At 39.6% G+C, this 14,605-nt stretch carries 12 protein-coding genes and 1 pseudogene; 8 read left to right on the top strand and 5 right to left on the bottom strand.

Annotated elements, in window-relative coordinates; translation table 11 throughout:
* Positions 1-359: 359 nt before the first annotated feature.
* From J8L71_RS13665 to J8L71_RS13655, 3 genes are all read left to right on the top strand, one after another.
* Entirely contained in the window at positions 360-1,721 is a 1,362-nt protein-coding gene (locus J8L71_RS13665; RefSeq protein ID WP_211001009.1) for a S41 family peptidase, read from the top strand.
* A gap of 328 nt (positions 1,722-2,049) precedes the next feature.
* Positions 2,050-2,424 (top strand): hypothetical protein, encoded by a 375-nt coding sequence (locus J8L71_RS13660; protein ID WP_211001008.1) that lies wholly within the window; start codon positions 2,050-2,052, stop codon positions 2,422-2,424.
* Positions 2,425-2,820: 396 nt separating this feature from the next.
* Positions 2,821-2,997 carry a hypothetical protein gene (locus J8L71_RS13655; RefSeq protein WP_211001007.1) on the top strand — a complete coding sequence of 59 codons (177 nt, stop codon included), beginning with the start codon at positions 2,821-2,823 and terminating at the stop codon, positions 2,995-2,997.
* 207 nt (positions 2,998-3,204) lie between these two features.
* On the opposite strand, the gene J8L71_RS13650 is transcribed toward J8L71_RS13655, so the two are convergent.
* The 3 genes from J8L71_RS13650 to J8L71_RS13640 form a co-directional block, all read right to left on the bottom strand.
* A complete protein-coding gene (locus tag J8L71_RS13650) occupies positions 3,205-5,766 on the bottom strand; it encodes a CotH kinase family protein (protein ID WP_211001006.1) in 2,562 nt (853 codons plus the stop codon).
* 242 nt (positions 5,767-6,008) lie between these two features.
* Positions 6,009-7,136, bottom strand: coding sequence for a zinc-binding dehydrogenase (locus J8L71_RS13645; protein WP_211001005.1), 1,128 nt, complete (start codon positions 7,134-7,136; stop codon positions 6,009-6,011).
* Between the two features lie 43 nt (positions 7,137-7,179).
* Positions 7,180-7,857 (bottom strand): glutathione S-transferase family protein, encoded by a 678-nt coding sequence (locus J8L71_RS13640; RefSeq protein WP_211001004.1) that lies wholly within the window; start codon positions 7,855-7,857, stop codon positions 7,180-7,182.
* Between the two features lie 166 nt (positions 7,858-8,023).
* Between J8L71_RS13640 and J8L71_RS13635 the strand changes: the two genes are divergently transcribed.
* The 4 genes from J8L71_RS13635 to J8L71_RS13620 all read left to right on the top strand — a co-directional run bounded on the left by J8L71_RS13635 (position 8,024) and on the right by J8L71_RS13620 (position 12,277).
* A complete protein-coding gene (locus J8L71_RS13635) occupies positions 8,024-8,950 on the top strand; it encodes a LysR family transcriptional regulator (RefSeq protein WP_211001003.1) in 927 nt (308 codons plus the stop codon).
* A 227-nt stretch (positions 8,951-9,177) separates the two neighbouring features.
* Positions 9,178-11,145 carry a hypothetical protein gene (locus J8L71_RS13630; RefSeq protein WP_211001002.1) on the top strand — a complete coding sequence of 656 codons (1,968 nt, stop codon included), beginning with the start codon at positions 9,178-9,180 and terminating at the stop codon, positions 11,143-11,145.
* A gap of 71 nt (positions 11,146-11,216) precedes the next feature.
* Positions 11,217-11,675 carry a thioredoxin family protein gene (locus J8L71_RS13625; RefSeq protein WP_211001001.1) on the top strand — a complete coding sequence of 153 codons (459 nt, stop codon included), beginning with the start codon at positions 11,217-11,219 and terminating at the stop codon, positions 11,673-11,675.
* Between the two features lie 215 nt (positions 11,676-11,890).
* Entirely contained in the window at positions 11,891-12,277 is a 387-nt protein-coding gene (locus J8L71_RS13620) for a hypothetical protein (protein WP_211001000.1), read from the top strand.
* Positions 12,278-12,357: 80 nt separating this feature from the next.
* Here the strand turns inward: J8L71_RS13620 and J8L71_RS13615 are convergent, their stop codons facing one another.
* Positions 12,358-13,236 (bottom strand): LysR substrate-binding domain-containing protein, encoded by an 879-nt coding sequence (locus J8L71_RS13615; RefSeq protein ID WP_211000999.1) that lies wholly within the window; start codon positions 13,234-13,236, stop codon positions 12,358-12,360.
* A gap of 121 nt (positions 13,237-13,357) precedes the next feature.
* On the opposite strand from J8L71_RS13615, the gene J8L71_RS13610 reads away from it, so the two are divergent.
* Positions 13,358-14,422 carry a YeiH family protein gene (locus J8L71_RS13610; protein WP_211000998.1) on the top strand — a complete coding sequence of 355 codons (1,065 nt, stop codon included), beginning with the start codon at positions 13,358-13,360 and terminating at the stop codon, positions 14,420-14,422.
* 26 nt (positions 14,423-14,448) lie between these two features.
* On the opposite strand, the pseudogene J8L71_RS18645 reads toward J8L71_RS13610, so the two are convergent.
* Positions 14,449-14,605, bottom strand: a pseudogene (locus J8L71_RS18645) (DASH family cryptochrome); the annotation flags it as partial.

Genomic DNA, 14,605 nt, shown 5'->3' with positions numbered 1-14,605 from the left:
AGATTCCCAACTAAAATTCCATACTTTATCTTTTTTGGCTTATTGTCTGAACTCGTATTAAAAGAACGGTATTAGCAGCCAAGATAATTGTCGCGACGTAAATGTTCTGAGGCGGTTGTGAGCGGAGTATAGTCATTCAGGTGAGTCGCCATTAACTAAGTAATATTAAGAAGGATCTTTCCTCTTTTCAACATATTCAAAAAACCTAATATTTATAGCTGGCAATAATTTACACTATTTGATAACAATAGTAGCTCACGAAATAAGGACGTTTCTCGTAAAAATATGGGAAGTGTACCCTGATTTAGTTGCTATACGCTTGGTCTAGTTTGGTTGTGATTCACTATTAGGAGTAAACTTTGAATAAAGGGATTTTGTTATTTCTACTCACTGTACTTGGCAACATTAATTCTGCGAACTCCGCAGAGACAATCTGGAAAAGCCAAGGTTATGGTTACGTTTTTCATACTGTGGATGATAAAACAACAGTCTTTGATTTAACAACAAAGCATTGTCTGGAAAACCACTTTATCACCGATGAGTTTGAACAAGTCTCGTTTATTGAAGAAACACAAAAAGTGCATAAAGATACTCGTTTGCTTAACTTTGGTGGTTTGTTTCCTTTAAAGCTAACGAAACTAGACAGCTTACCTTATCAATGCCAATCCAAAAAAATTGTTAGTATAAAAGACAAAAACTATGAATTTAATGCCAGTATTGTTCTTGATGTTCTAATGAATAATTTTGAAGAGCACTATGCATTTTCAAAAGATAAAAATATTAATTGGGTGGAGCAGAGAAAACTTTGGCAAAAAAGAATAACCTCAAAAACTACGCAAGATGAGCTATTTAGTATCATAGATGACTTTCTTAAAGAATTACGCGACGGTCATGCCATATTACTCAATCAAGAACTTGATAGGCTTTCACATTACTCACCAAGAAAGTGGTCATTTTGGGATGAATTAAAAGCGCACTCAGTAAATTACCCTCAATACTCAACTTACTGGGAATTACATACCGCATTAATTAAAAAGTCTCAGGAAAACATTAATAATTACATTGATAAAAAATACTCCACTCTTCAATATCACGATAATTTTACCTTAGCAAAAACGCCTCAAAATATTGCCTATTTAAAAATAAGTAACTTTGATGATTTCTCAAATAATGACGTAAAAGCAACAAAAGAGGTTATGAAGATATTTACGCCTATCATCAAACAAAGCAATGGCTTAATTATTGACTTACGTTTTAGTATGGGTGGAAGTGACTTAGTCGCATTTTCTATTTTATCTTACTTAATAGATTCAGAATTGGCCTTGGGGGGGAAGCAGTTTAAAACATCGACAGGCTACAGTGAACTTCAAAAAATTGTTGTCGCCCCATCAAAAATTAATAATTACACAGGAAGTATTGTTGTTCTAACTAGTCAAAAAACACCTAGTGCGGCTGAAGTATTTCTTTTAGGTTTACAAGCAAGAGGCAACGTTACTTTTATTGGTGAAAGAAGTTACGGAGCTTTTAGCGATGCGTTAACAAAAGCTTTGCCTAATGGTTGGGGGATCACATTATCAAATGAAAGGTATCTCAATTCTCATGGGGAAAATTATGAAAACATTGGATTGCCTGTAGATCATGAATCTGTATTTCTTAATGTGAACAATATTGAAAGCGGAAAAGATGTGCAGCTCAATGAGGCAATTAAAGCTTTTAGATAAGTGTATCCGGTGTATAACGAGGCGTCACTAATTTCCGCAATTGACACTTTTAAGAAGTTCGGCTGAGAGTGATAATCAGTCATTGAGACTGGCTAAATAGCGTTGTTAATAAATTGGTTAAACTGCTCTTTGCGCATATATTTATGAAAATGAGCGACGCGCGCATATTGTTCTATTTAACTTTTCTTTAAAGTTTTAGAAAACTTAGTGATAGTAATACCTTAGGTTATTTGTTAAAACTATATAATGTAGAAAAATGAGCGTAGCGTCGGCAGAAATATACGCGATGAGCGCACTATTAAATTGTTAGCAGTATCTGAGGTTACGGATGAACGAATTAGATTTGCAGTCTTTTAATATTAAAATCATCGGCCCAGGCCAAGAATACTTTCAACCAATTAAATCTGAAGAGGCTAATAACTTTTCTGAGAAAGGTTTGTATTTAAGTATTTCTGAAGGTTTCTCTGCACCAGAAGTAACTCAAGTCCTTATATCTATTGGCAGTAATGTTATTGCGGGTTTAAGTGTTTATTATATATCTAAGCTATTTGATAAAATATTTTCAGCTAAGTCTAAAGCCAAAAGTGAAGGTCGTGAAATTCAAATTAGTGTTTCTATTCAAGAAAAAATTCATATTAAAAATGTAGAAAGCTCAATTGAAATAGAGAAAGCTATAGATATAGTTTTAACAAAAAAACGGTAAAAGTAAAATACTGCTAACAAGCGCATCAAGTCTGACGTCACACATTGTCCGATTTTTTGCTTAAAAGAAAGAGCGCAAAAAAGCGTCCAACATGCTCCGCAGCTTATGCGGGCGTTGAGGCTGTATAATTACTCTTTTTAGGAACATATCTTACTATTTTTAATTGATTGCTTTTTAATCTTGAATTCATTCGCTGAAGCGAATGGGGTCAAATCTTGACTTCATACATCAAAGTTTACCAGTGACCACTATACATGGCACATTAGCGAAGTTTGTAAGAGTACACCGAGCAAATTAATTATATCTCTAAATGTTTAATGTACTTGAGTGTTTAGCAAAGTACGGGAAGTCCAGTTGGATAAAAAATAGTTGTTTAAAACATAAAAGGAATTAGAAATGAAAAACGTAAATCCATGGATTATATCTGCTCTTATTTTAACTTTATTAACTAATATTTTTAGGATCTGGTTTGGCAACACTATGATCGGTTTTTTTATTGCACTAATACTTTCTTTAGCATGTATACCTTTAATAAAAGCAGTGCAGGGGAAAGGCAATATAAAAGGCGACTAAATAGATTTGTTATTGCATAGTTAAACTTTCTAAAAGCCGAACTAAAACATTTAAGTTGTTAGCATTTTAATACAGAGGCTTTATAGTTTTAGCTAGCTAAATTTTTGCACTTTTTAAAAGTTCCGGACTTTCTATAATTTTCTCAGGTTATTAAATTGTAAGGTAATAAAGTGCCAGCTTGCTGGCACTACATGGAAGATGAGTTGTTTATCTAGAACAAAAGCCGCTGCCGTCGCCAGCTGAAGGTAATGAGCCATCAAGCTGCGCGGCCATATTTGCTACGCGGTACTGCATAAACGACGTTAAGCCATAAAACTGCCCTGTAGTTGATGTGAGGTTTTGCTCAAAGTAATCTGAGCCATAAAAACTGGTAGGGTCGTTTTGTACGTGCTCACGAATTAGGTTGGCTATTTCATTTACGCGGGCACTAAAGGTGTCGCTTGAAAGTGAACCATTAATAAGCTGTGTTAAGTAGCTGTGGTATGTATCAAGGTTACTTTGATCAGCAAATACATTAGCAAGCATTGGGCGTTCGCTTAATGCGCCACTTACGGGCTCATCTATATAAAGCTCTCTTATATCTACGCTGTTACAGTCCATATTAAAGGTGCCGAATGATTCGTTAAAATCCCATGGCAAAATGCTAAATACGCCGTCTTGGTCATAAATATAATAGTTATGAGCAAGTGTACCGTGGTAACTATCAAGGTTAGATAAAGAAGTGCTTACCGACATATAACGCAGTAATGTATCTTCATCTATGGCGTTGGTTTCGCCGGCATCGAGCGATTCTACAAAGTTAATAAATGCGCCGTTATCGGTGCTCTCTTCGTTGGTTTGTAGGTTTATATCCGTATAACTTTGTATGTCGTCGCCTAGCCATAGCAAATCACTGCCTGTGCCATCTGGTTTGTATAAATCGCCATTACTGTTGGCAAAGTGTTTTTCTAAAAACTCACCATCAATGGCCTCTACCATTAAATACAAACCAAATAGCTCCCCGTTTACATAAAAATTAACGTAAGCATGCTCAGGGGTAGGTACACCCATTTCGTCCATTAGGTCGTAGGCGATTACTTCACGCATGTACGATGGGTCGTTAAACGAGTTTTGTAATGTAAATTTTTTCAGCCCAAAAAAGGTTTGCCCCGACACATATTCATTAATATCAACCTTAAAGCTGTAGCGGTCACTGCTTGAGTTAGCTACGGTGCTTAAACTAGAGCCGCCTTTAGTACGAATTGCCACGCTGTCTAGCGTTACTCCGTTAAAGGTAATACTGGTTTCGTGGTATTCCTCGTCCAGTGGGTTGTCTAGGATGTCTTGCCAGTTTTCGTCGGTAATTGTAATAGAAAGCGTATTAACAGCCGTGGGTGTAAATGCGCTTGCAACTGTATTTTCACTACTTGGGGTCGGTTTTAAAAACGCATGAGTAAAATCGGTACTGTTACTTAGGCCATAACTAAAGCCCGTGGCTACATCGCTCTCGTCCCAATCAATGTAGTCAATTACTTCGTCGTTGAGCATTAAGCTTAGCTCGTCTTCTTTGCCTAGCTTAAAGGGTACGTAGTAAGTACCTGGATCTTCGTCGGTGGCATAAATAGTAATGTATTGGCCTGCGTATAAATCTATGTCGGGAAGGGTTACTGGGTCTATATCGTCGCTTTCATCAATAACTTGGTAGTTGGCTAAGTTAATTGTATTGTCGCTGTTATTGTATAGCTCAAACCAATCGTTACCATCGTCTGCGGCGCTTGCCACCACTTCGTTAATAACGAGTGGCCCGTGAGTTGCTTTGCTGTTTTGGCTAAGCTCTGTTGGAGTTAATACCGCAGTTGCATCGCTGCCATCAGGGTAGCGGCCATAACTGTAACCACTTAGTGCTTGGCCTTTTTTCCAAGCGAGTTGTTCTATAATTACGTTGTTACTGTATAGGCTTACGGTATCACTTGAGCCCAACTTAAACGCTACGCTTGGCAGGTCATCTAAATCGTCGGTACTTGCGTAAATACGGTAAAATTCACCGGGCGATAACGTAATATCAGGCAATGGAAACTGCTCGTTACTGTCATCACTCAGGGTGTAGTTTGCTAGGTAAACATCAGTGTTACCCGTTGCATAAAGTTCTATCCAGTCCTCACCGCCGCTACTATCTTTTGCTACTACTTCGTTTATGCGCAGTGGCGCATCTTCAGCAATTAGGGTTGTAACAAGTGTAGAGGTGTCGGCTGTTTGGTTAGCTGCGCCTTCTGTTGGCGTTAATGTTTGCGCTGTGCCGGTACCATCGGTGTATAAGCCGTAACTAAAGCCTTCAGCGGCTTCACCTTCTTCCCAATCAAGTACAGAAACGGCAGTGTCGTCCTCGTATAACGTGACTGCATCGTCGCTACCTAATTTAAAGGTTACGTAATAGCCGTTGTCGGGCGGTGTGTCGGTTTCATCAATGGCTTGAATAACAATAAACTCACCTTGCGAAAGCGATACGGCAGGTAAAGCTTGGGGCTCTCTGTCGGCGCTATCATCAACAAGGGAAAATACTGATAAGTCGGCTATGTCGGCAGTGGCGTAGAGTTCTATCCAGTCGTAGTTGGTATCACTTGGGCTTGCAACAATTTCGTTTATAACGAGTGTGCCGGTGCTGGTGGTTGTTTCTGTTTGATCAGTGCTTTGCTCTGAGCTGGTGTCGCTACTTTGTTCACTACCACCACAACCATACAAAAAGGCAGTAGAGGCAATAACTGAATAAAATAGCATGGGTTTTATGTTCATTGATGCGATCTTTTTTATTTTATTAACGTCGCAAAACTATAAAAATAGAAGGTGCAAACAATGTGTAAACATTCAGTAAGTTACATTTTTGTGATGGTTTTATGAAGGGTTTTAATAAACAGTGTTGAGGGGCTTATACTGTGCATTAACCTCACAGCTAGGCTGTGAGGTTAATGCACAGTATATTTATAAAAAAGCAGATACTGCTGCAAGTATCTGGTCTATAAGGGGGTGGGTTATAATTAAGCGTGTGGTTTAACTAAGAATTTTTCGCCAGTAGCTTGTTTAGAATAAGCGGCAATTGACTCTAGTTTTAATACCTCAGCGAGGGTAACCTCATGTGTATAATTGCTTGCAAAGGTGGTTGTTATTTCATCTGCTACACGTTTACGCATTTTCATTACAGTTTCAGTGCCTAATTTACCTAAGGCATTAAATAGTAAAAAGCCACTTACAGCCCATGCAAAACCAAAATTACGATTAAGTGTAATAGGCCCGCGATCTAACGCACCATATATATATGCTTGTTTAAACGTGTCTGAGCCATATAGGCTGTGTTCTTTCATATCGCGTGCGGCCGCTACTTCCATACAGTTTAGTATATCGCTTGTTAATTGGCCGCCACCAATTGGGTCAAACGAAATAGTCGCGCCAGTTTCAATAATGGCCGCTGTTAAATCGTCAATAAACGTATCACTGCTTGAATTTACAACGTATTTAGCGCCCATATTACGCAGTAGAGTTTCTTGCTCTGGCTTGCGTACAATATTAATTAAATCAACGCCATCGGCAATACAAATGCGGTTTAACATTTGCCCTAAATTAGAAGCCGCTGCTGCATGAATAATGGCTTTATGGCCCTCGGCGCGCATGGTTTCTACCATGGCTAGTGCAGTAAGCGGATTTACAAAAGACGACGCTCCCTCTTTAGCGGTAGTGCCTTCTTTTAATTCTAAACAGCTTTGTACATTGGCACATATAAATTGACGATACGTACCGCCGCCAATTACTGCAACGGTTTTACCCATTAATGCTTGTGCGGCTGGTGATGAGCCTGCTGCTACTACGGTGCCTGCACCTTCATTACCTACTTGTGTTGCTTTACCAACACGTGTTTTAAGTGATGGCATAAATTGAGCTGGAACATCAGCAGTAATTACTGGGTTTTCATCAGTACCCGATTGCTTTGCAGTAGACATATCAGCTGCGCTGAATAAAACGCCTAAGTCTGATGGGTTTAATGGTGCAGCTTCAATACGAATAACCACTTCATCGACATTTGGCTTTGGCATCTCGATGTTTTTTAAGGCAAGTGTGAGTTTATTGTCTTCGCTGATAGTTGAAGTAAGTTGGATATTTTTATCTGTCATAATACTGTTCCTATAAATTGAGAATGGGTAGCGTATAGCGTAATTACTTGCTTTGAGCTGCCTGTATTTGTGCTGTTACCTTTTGCATAAACTCAGGCATATTTGCTTGGCGATCTGCCTCTATTTGCTGAGCAATGGTCGATTGGCTCATTTTTGCTTGCCACTCTTTCATACCAGGTATTTCGGCCAGTACATCCCAGTTAAGCTCTTTTGGCGTGAATGCGTTAACCACTGTATTTACGTAGTAAACATAAATATCTGCCATGCTAAATTGTTCGCCTGCTATCCACGGCGAAAAATGCGTTAATTCACAAAGGGCGTTTACACCGCGCGTTAAAAGCTTGCGAATGTCGTCTTTTACGTGTTCAGGGGCAGGGGAGCCTGTAAATACATACGGGATTAAGCGCCTGCTTGGCAATTCGAAGTAAAGCTCACTTATTTTCATTATTTGGCGAACAAAAGCACGCTCGGCTGAATCTTCAGGGTATAGCGTGTTGTTTGGGTAGGTTTCTTCAAGGTAGTCGCAAATAACGCTCGACTCTGCAATATTTAGCCCATCAGCGGTGGTAATAGCCGGCACTTTCCCCATAGGGTTTATAGCTAAAAACTGCTCGTCGTTGTTGTATATAAGGTGCTCATTAAATGGCAGCTTTTTGTGTAAAAGTACATGCTTAACCAAGTTGTAATAGTTACTAGCTGCGAAGCCGTGCAAAGTAATCATAATGTAGCCTTTGGTTTTAAGCTTTAACTATTGGCGTTAAATAAATTAAAGCGTGTAGATAAGTTAAGGTTATTATTACTTGTTTTAATTTGCTTATATATAAGGGAAAATGCGAATCACTTTTGCCTTTAAGGCAATAATAAAGCTTACTTAACGCAGAGGCAGCATGGATCAACTAAAAGCCATACGGTATTTTATAAAAGTAGTCGAAACAGGCAGTTTTACTAAAGCTGCAAAAGCGTTTGGTGTACCGCCTTCGTCGTTGTCGCGCCGAGTAGCCGATTTAGAAAAAAGCTTAGGCGCTACGCTTTTAAAACGCTCAACCCGCATTGTTAAGCTTACCGAAGTTGGGCATATTTACTACAACGATATGCAGCAAATTTTGGGGCAACTGGCGCAGAGCCAAGAAACAGTGCGCAGCTACCAAACTACACCCATGGGGCGATTATCAATTAGTTGTATGGTTGGCTTTGGCGACAAAATTTTAATGCCGCTACTTGATGAATTTAGTGTTTTGTATCCCGAAATTATACTGGATGTAAGCCTAAGCGATGAGCTTTCTACCCTTGGGCGTGACGACGTTGATATAGCCATTCGTGGAGGGTATGCACCTAACGAGCGCGTGTTAGCAATTAAGCTTATGGATAATAGCTTTATACCTGTTGCATCGCCTGGGTATTTGCAAAAATACGGGACGCCTAAAAGTGCTATGGAATTACTGCAGCACCGTGGCCTATATTTTAAAACACCCTTGGGGCCTACGCCGTGGTTATGTAAAATAGATGAACAATGGCACGACGTATCAGCGCCTGCCGTCGCTATATCAAATAATGGGAATTGGCTGGCTAAAAAAGCCAGCAACGGAGAAGGGATTTTAATGTCGACTCGGTGGGCACTTAAATCCTACCTTGAAACGGGTGAGTTACAAGAGCTTAAGTTTGAGCATGAGTTAGCGATAACGCAAAACACCAATATGGCCGTTTATCTGTTGTACCAAAAACAACGTTATTTGGTACCAAAGGTAAAAGCGGCGGTCGACTTTTTAGTGCAAAGGATAAAAGAAACAGATGAAAGTAATACGCGAGCAGAATAGCGCTTAAAAGTTGAGTGGGTTGTAAATAAACCGAGTGGTGAATGGTCGGATGGCGCTTCGCTTATCCGACCTACGTTTATACGGTTTTGATTGATGTCATTTATGCTTATTAAATTTATTAATGGGTTGTTTGTATAATTAATAGGTAAAAAACCTCTCCTTAAACTAAAGATTTTTATGCTGTGTCCGATAGATTACTTAATAGGGTTTAGCGATTAAGGATAATCATGGTCAACAGTACTCTTGGCAACCACGCCAATTTAAGCGCTTTACTGGCTCAATCAGTTAATAATACTAACCAAAGCTCTGTGAGTCCTTCGCTACATACCAGTAGCGACCTTCAAGCTATTAATGCTTTACACACTAATGCGCCTAAAATAACCGACGAACTGCTTAGCCAGTTAAATAACGAAACTATTGACGAAGCACTAGCCAGTAATCAAAAAGTTGAGGATGTTTTACAGCAGCAATTAACCTCACTATTTACAATATCGAGTACACCAAGCCTTAATAACTATAAACCCTCCAATGAAGAACTCGCCCTGCGCACCGTAATTACCTCTCAGCATGAGGGGTTATTAAAAAACGAAAGCAGCGATAAATTAATTGAGCGATTAAATACATCCGTTAAAAATATTCAGGGTGCTTATGCTAATACTAGTGATATTTTATCGAGTTTAGGGCAACTTGGGCATGAGCAAAAAACGTTTTTAGCCTCGAGCCAGCAACGTGTTGAGCGCACGCTTAATCCGTACATGGAAAGCCTTAATCGCTCAAAATACGGGGATGACGATAACAACTTGTTTGAACTCTCGGTAAAAACTAAAGAAGGTGATGTTATAAACATTACCTTTAACTCATCGCAAGGTTACGACGAAGAAACCGGTGAAGCGATAGATGGCTTTGGCATAAGTTACGAAGTTAATGGCAATTTATCTGAGGCTGAACATGCGGCTTTAACGCAGGTTATGTCGGGTGTTGGTGAAATGGCCGATGAGTTTTTTAAAGTGAGCGAAAACTCATTTAATCCTATTATAGTGCCAAACCAAACAGACATGAGTTTAAACTTTTTAGCAGACTTTAATAGTGAGCAGCTAGCGGGTTTTAATGTGTCGTTTTCAACAACGCAAAATGATGCGCTTGATTATGGTGAGAACACACTTGATTTAAGTTACTCCATTGATGAAGCATCAAACCAGCAAGCACTTGTGTTTAAAGCCGAGAGTGGGAAAAACGACATTGATTTTGCACTCGATATGTCAACCATTGGCGTTAAAGACACGCAACAAATGCAGCAGTATTTAGCGTCGCTTGATCAAAGCTTAGAAGATAGTCGAGTAAATAGCACCGAGGATAGTAAAGACTCGGCATTTGGTCGTAAGGGCGACGAGACAATGCAACAAGGTTTTGCATTGTTTAAAGGCGCTTTTACGAGTATGTCGTCGGCGGCTGAACGTTATAGCAATTTAGAGTCGCTTGCAGAACAGCAATTTAATGACGGGCGCGCCATGATTGCTGATTTGGTTGATAACATGATTACAAACGATGCCCGTTATCAAGGGCTCGGTAATAAAGCACCCAATACTTTAGGGGCGGGTATTTCTAAGCTCGCTGATTTTGATGCCACGTTTTCTTATGTACTGGATAATGGCGACTATCAACCTAAAAGTACCATTGAGCTAAGCCAAGCGACTGCGCAAACCCAATTAGGGGATCTTAGCGGTGTAACGCAAAGTAAAAATGTAAGTAGCCATTTTGATTATCAATACAGTCGCCCTGATTACTACAACAAAGAAGAGAGTTATAACGTAAACACCGCCGTTAAAAATAAAGAACTTGTGGGGCTCGATCAGTCTCACGAAGTTGATGTTGATACAAAAATGTTTGAGTTTAACCCGCAAACTAATCAATACGAGCTGCAAATGGCGATGCAAGAACAAACCATTAGCAAAAGTGATATTCGCTTAATTGACGATATATGGCTCGAAGAAAACGAAAACAGCTACTCTATGCATAAAAAAGAGCGCGATGAGAGTGATGACAAGCAAGACGATTTTATAGAAACGAACCGCCACTCACATACTAAGCTTGTAACCTTAATTGGTGATTTAGATAAGCTAGCTGAGAATAAAGACGTAAGGCGAGAATATTTAACTAACTTATCGCAAGTAAACTTTTTTATGGATAAAAAGTAACGCCTGAGAGCGGTTCACTCCACACTCAATATTGGGTATAGTCGTTTGATACCTAAATTAAGAGCAACCTTATGTTTAAACAATTAATTTTACTGTGCGCTTTAAGCATGCCGCTTGTAAGCTGCGCTGCTACAGCGCCATTTTCGGGCGAGATAAGTACGCAAGCACTGCTAAGCGACTACGATAAATTTAACGAGCAATACAAAGCGTTTACACCAACCGAGCAAGATATAGCCCTAATGCAAAAGCTAGAAGGCAAGGAGCTAATTGTATTATTTGGCACGTGGTGCCACGACAGTGAGCGCGAAGTACCAAAGCTTATTAAATTACTTGATGCATCGAAAGTTACACTTGTAAGCATTGACTATGTGGCCGTAGGTTACGATAAACGCGATGATGCAGGCATTGCACAGGCTCATGACTTACAATACACACCTACGTTTGTTGTTAAACAAAATGGCAAAGAGTTAGTTCGCCTAGTTGAAAAGGCAACGGGTACGTTAGCGCAAGATTTAACGCAGGGTTTGTGAGTAGAGCTTAGAGATATAAGAGCTTACTGATTTAGCTAATAGACTTATAAGTTAGCTGGTGGTCTGCCGTGAATAGCCTCTTAATATTTTAATGTGTGAAGTCGAGGTTTAACTCCTTTGGCTGAGCAAAAATAGGAATTCAGCTATGGCTCGCATATCAATTAAAACAAATAAAAAACGAATTAATCTACAAGCTCATTGTGGCATTTCTTAATATGACTAAGGATCTACGTAAAAATTTGATTGCTGCGATTCTTAGTCCTTTAATTGCATTACCAGTCCTTGGTTTTTGTTATTTTTATGCGGGTATCGAAAAATTTACTTCTGTTAGTTCATTAATTTCAGGTGTTGGTTTTGGTGTATCAATAGGGATGGGAAGCTTATTTTATTTTTATCCTTTAATGTTCATTTACGGATTACCTATTAGCTTATTACTCCAAAAGTTAAATTTATTTAAATTACCGGTAGTTTTAATCTTAAGCATACTTCCTGTTTTTTTACTCAGTCTATTTAGTGAATTTAATCGTGAAACATTGGTTCTTCATTTATTAGTACTTTCAATGGGTTTAACTAGCTGGCTTATATATAATAAATTAAGGTAACACCACTACAAGCGATTAATGTCACACAACCTTTCTCTTACGTGACTTACAGCTCAATTCTAATTTTACTCACATAATCACTATTCACTAAACAGGCTTTTTTCGAACGCTTGCGCTGCATGCGAAGAGGGTCTGTCTTTATAGTGTAACTGGTATAATGGCCTTGATAACTCGATGTTATTTGGCTGTTTTAGCCGTATTAATTTACCTAACTGCACTAAATCTTCTGTGACTACATTTGGCAATAAAGCGACCCCCATACCTTGAGTAACAGCCCTTGCTATTGCCTCGTTGCTGCCTAATTGCATACTTTGCTCTGCTTGTATACCGTGCTCTGCTAATAACTTTACCGACATTTCTAACGTGCCAGAGCCAGGCTCGCGTAATAACCAAAATTGATTGTTTAACCATGCTTTTAAGTTTTTCGTGGGCTTAAAGTTGCTCGGTATAACCACACTCATTAAATCATTTTGCCAGTGCTTACTTATTATATGCTGCTCGGTAGGTGTGCCTTCAACCAGTGCTAAATCGATAGTGCATTCAAGTAGGGCGTGCTCAATTTGCGCGGTATTAGCAACTTGTACTTCTACTTTTATATGGGGGTATTGTGCGCAAAAATTGGCTAAATAGGGAGGTAGCCAATAGCTGGCAATGGTTGTACTAGTGCCTATAACGAGTGTGCCGCGCTTAAGCCCTGTGCGTGATTTAATATCTTCAATGGCGGCTTTTTCAATGGCAAAAATGCTACGTGCATGATCATACAAGGCTTGGCCGCCCTCGCTTAAGGTAAGTTTTTTGCCTTTAGATGCACGCTCTATAAGTTGAATATTTAATTGGTGCTCAAGCTCTTTTAGCGCTTTAGATACAGCCGGTTGGCTTATAAAAAGTGCTTCAGCTGCGCCTGAAAAACTACCAAGCTTTGCTACCGTATAAAACACCCGAAGTGCATGTAAGTTCATCGAGCCCCTCAAATTACATAACTTTAAGTTATCGAATCATGATTTTAATGTATTGGAGTTATATTTTGCGCTTTCTTAAAATGAAGTCAACAGTTTAACGTTGTTCAATTGAGAGAATATTATGCTTAGCGCTATTAAAAATTTGGGTATTAATACTAAGCAATACGGCGATACGCGCTGGTGGTTAGGTATGCTGCTGGTGGTTGTTTTGGCGGGAGCATCTGTTGCATTAAGTAAGTTACAAATAATGCAAACTGCGCAATTTAGCTCACTCACTATTGGTATTGTGCTTGGCATTATTGTGGGTAACAGTGTGTTTTCGCGCATAGCTACGCGTACCGATGTGGGGGTTGATTATGCTAAAAGTATATTGCTTAAAGCGGGCGTTGTGTTGTTTGGTTTTAGAATAACTTTTACGCAAGTAGCGGGCGTGGGCTGGAGTGGCTTACTAACCGACGTTGTTATGCTTGTTGGAACGTTTATATTAGCAGTGCAGCTAGGTAAGCGCGTATTTAAGCTCGATGAGCGAACAACCATACTAATAGGCGCGGGTAGTTCTATTTGTGGCGCCGCAGCGGTAATGGCAACCGAGCCTGTTATAAAAGCACAGGCGCATAAAGTATCAGTAGCGGTAGCAACGGTAGTGGTGTTTGGCACGTTAAGTATGTTTGCTTACCCAATAATGTTTGAGTTTATGGGGTTGAGTGAGCACGCTTACGGTATTTTTGTTGGCTCAACTATACATGAAGTAGCGCAAGTGGTTGCAGCGGGCACAGCGGTAAGCGCCAATGCGGCCGACACAGCCGTGATAGAAAAAATGCTACGCGTAATGATGCTTGCACCATTTTTAGTGGGTTTATCGTTTTGGCAAAGTAAAAAGCATGCAAACATAAACCCACATGGCAGCGAGCATAAATCGGGAATTACGATTCCTTGGTTTGCGGTATTATTTATAGTGGCAAGTGGCGTGCATTCGTTATCGATTATTCCTCAAGGTGCTACAAATGCCATTGTATGGTTTGACAATATATTGCTCACCATTGCCATGGTCGCACTAGGGCTGCGTACACATGTTGGCGCTATTCGCCAAGCAGGTATAAAACCGCTTTTATTAGCAGGCTGTTTATTTTTGTTTTTAACCTTAGGTGGCTTTGCCGTTAATGTAGGCATTGTGCAGCTGTTTTAAATATAACCTGATGGAGGTTGATTGGCTTATATAGGCCAATCAACTTCGTTTAAGCTATCCAACTGCGCGCTGGTATTTTTATTACCTTGCAATTTATTAGTGTAAGTGACATTTGGATCAAACTGCGCCGTTTGCTTTTGTATATTAAAGTGACGACCGCCACGAGGGTCAACCCCTACACCT

This window comes from Pseudoalteromonas sp. MMG007 (assembly GCF_018100985.1).
Lineage (GTDB): Bacteria > Pseudomonadota > Gammaproteobacteria > Enterobacterales > Alteromonadaceae > Pseudoalteromonas.
Note: the sequence above shows the minus strand (reverse complement) of the source record. Positions and strands in the feature narration are given on the sequence as shown.

Excerpts from the sequence above, each read along its gene's own strand:
- J8L71_RS13660 (WP_211001008.1), top strand. The coding sequence starts at position 2,050 with ATGAACGAATTAGATTTGCAGTCTTTTAATATTAAAATCATCGGCCCA.
- J8L71_RS13655 (WP_211001007.1), top strand. The coding sequence starts at position 2,821 with ATGAAAAACGTAAATCCATGGATTATATCTGCTCTTATTTTAACTTTA.
- J8L71_RS13650 (WP_211001006.1), bottom strand. The coding sequence starts at position 5,766 with ATGAACATAAAACCCATGCTATTTTATTCAGTTATTGCCTCTACTGCC.
- J8L71_RS13645 (WP_211001005.1), bottom strand. The coding sequence starts at position 7,136 with ATGACAGATAAAAATATCCAACTTACTTCAACTATCAGCGAAGACAAT.
- J8L71_RS13640 (WP_211001004.1), bottom strand. The coding sequence starts at position 7,857 with ATGATTACTTTGCACGGCTTCGCAGCTAGTAACTATTACAACTTGGTT.
- J8L71_RS13635 (WP_211001003.1), top strand. The coding sequence starts at position 8,024 with ATGGATCAACTAAAAGCCATACGGTATTTTATAAAAGTAGTCGAAACA.
- J8L71_RS13630 (WP_211001002.1), top strand. The coding sequence starts at position 9,178 with ATGGTCAACAGTACTCTTGGCAACCACGCCAATTTAAGCGCTTTACTG.
- J8L71_RS13625 (WP_211001001.1), top strand. The coding sequence starts at position 11,217 with ATGTTTAAACAATTAATTTTACTGTGCGCTTTAAGCATGCCGCTTGTA.
- J8L71_RS13620 (WP_211001000.1), top strand. The coding sequence starts at position 11,891 with ATGACTAAGGATCTACGTAAAAATTTGATTGCTGCGATTCTTAGTCCT.
- J8L71_RS13615 (WP_211000999.1), bottom strand. The coding sequence starts at position 13,236 with ATGAACTTACATGCACTTCGGGTGTTTTATACGGTAGCAAAGCTTGGT.
- J8L71_RS13610 (WP_211000998.1), top strand. The coding sequence starts at position 13,358 with ATGCTTAGCGCTATTAAAAATTTGGGTATTAATACTAAGCAATACGGC.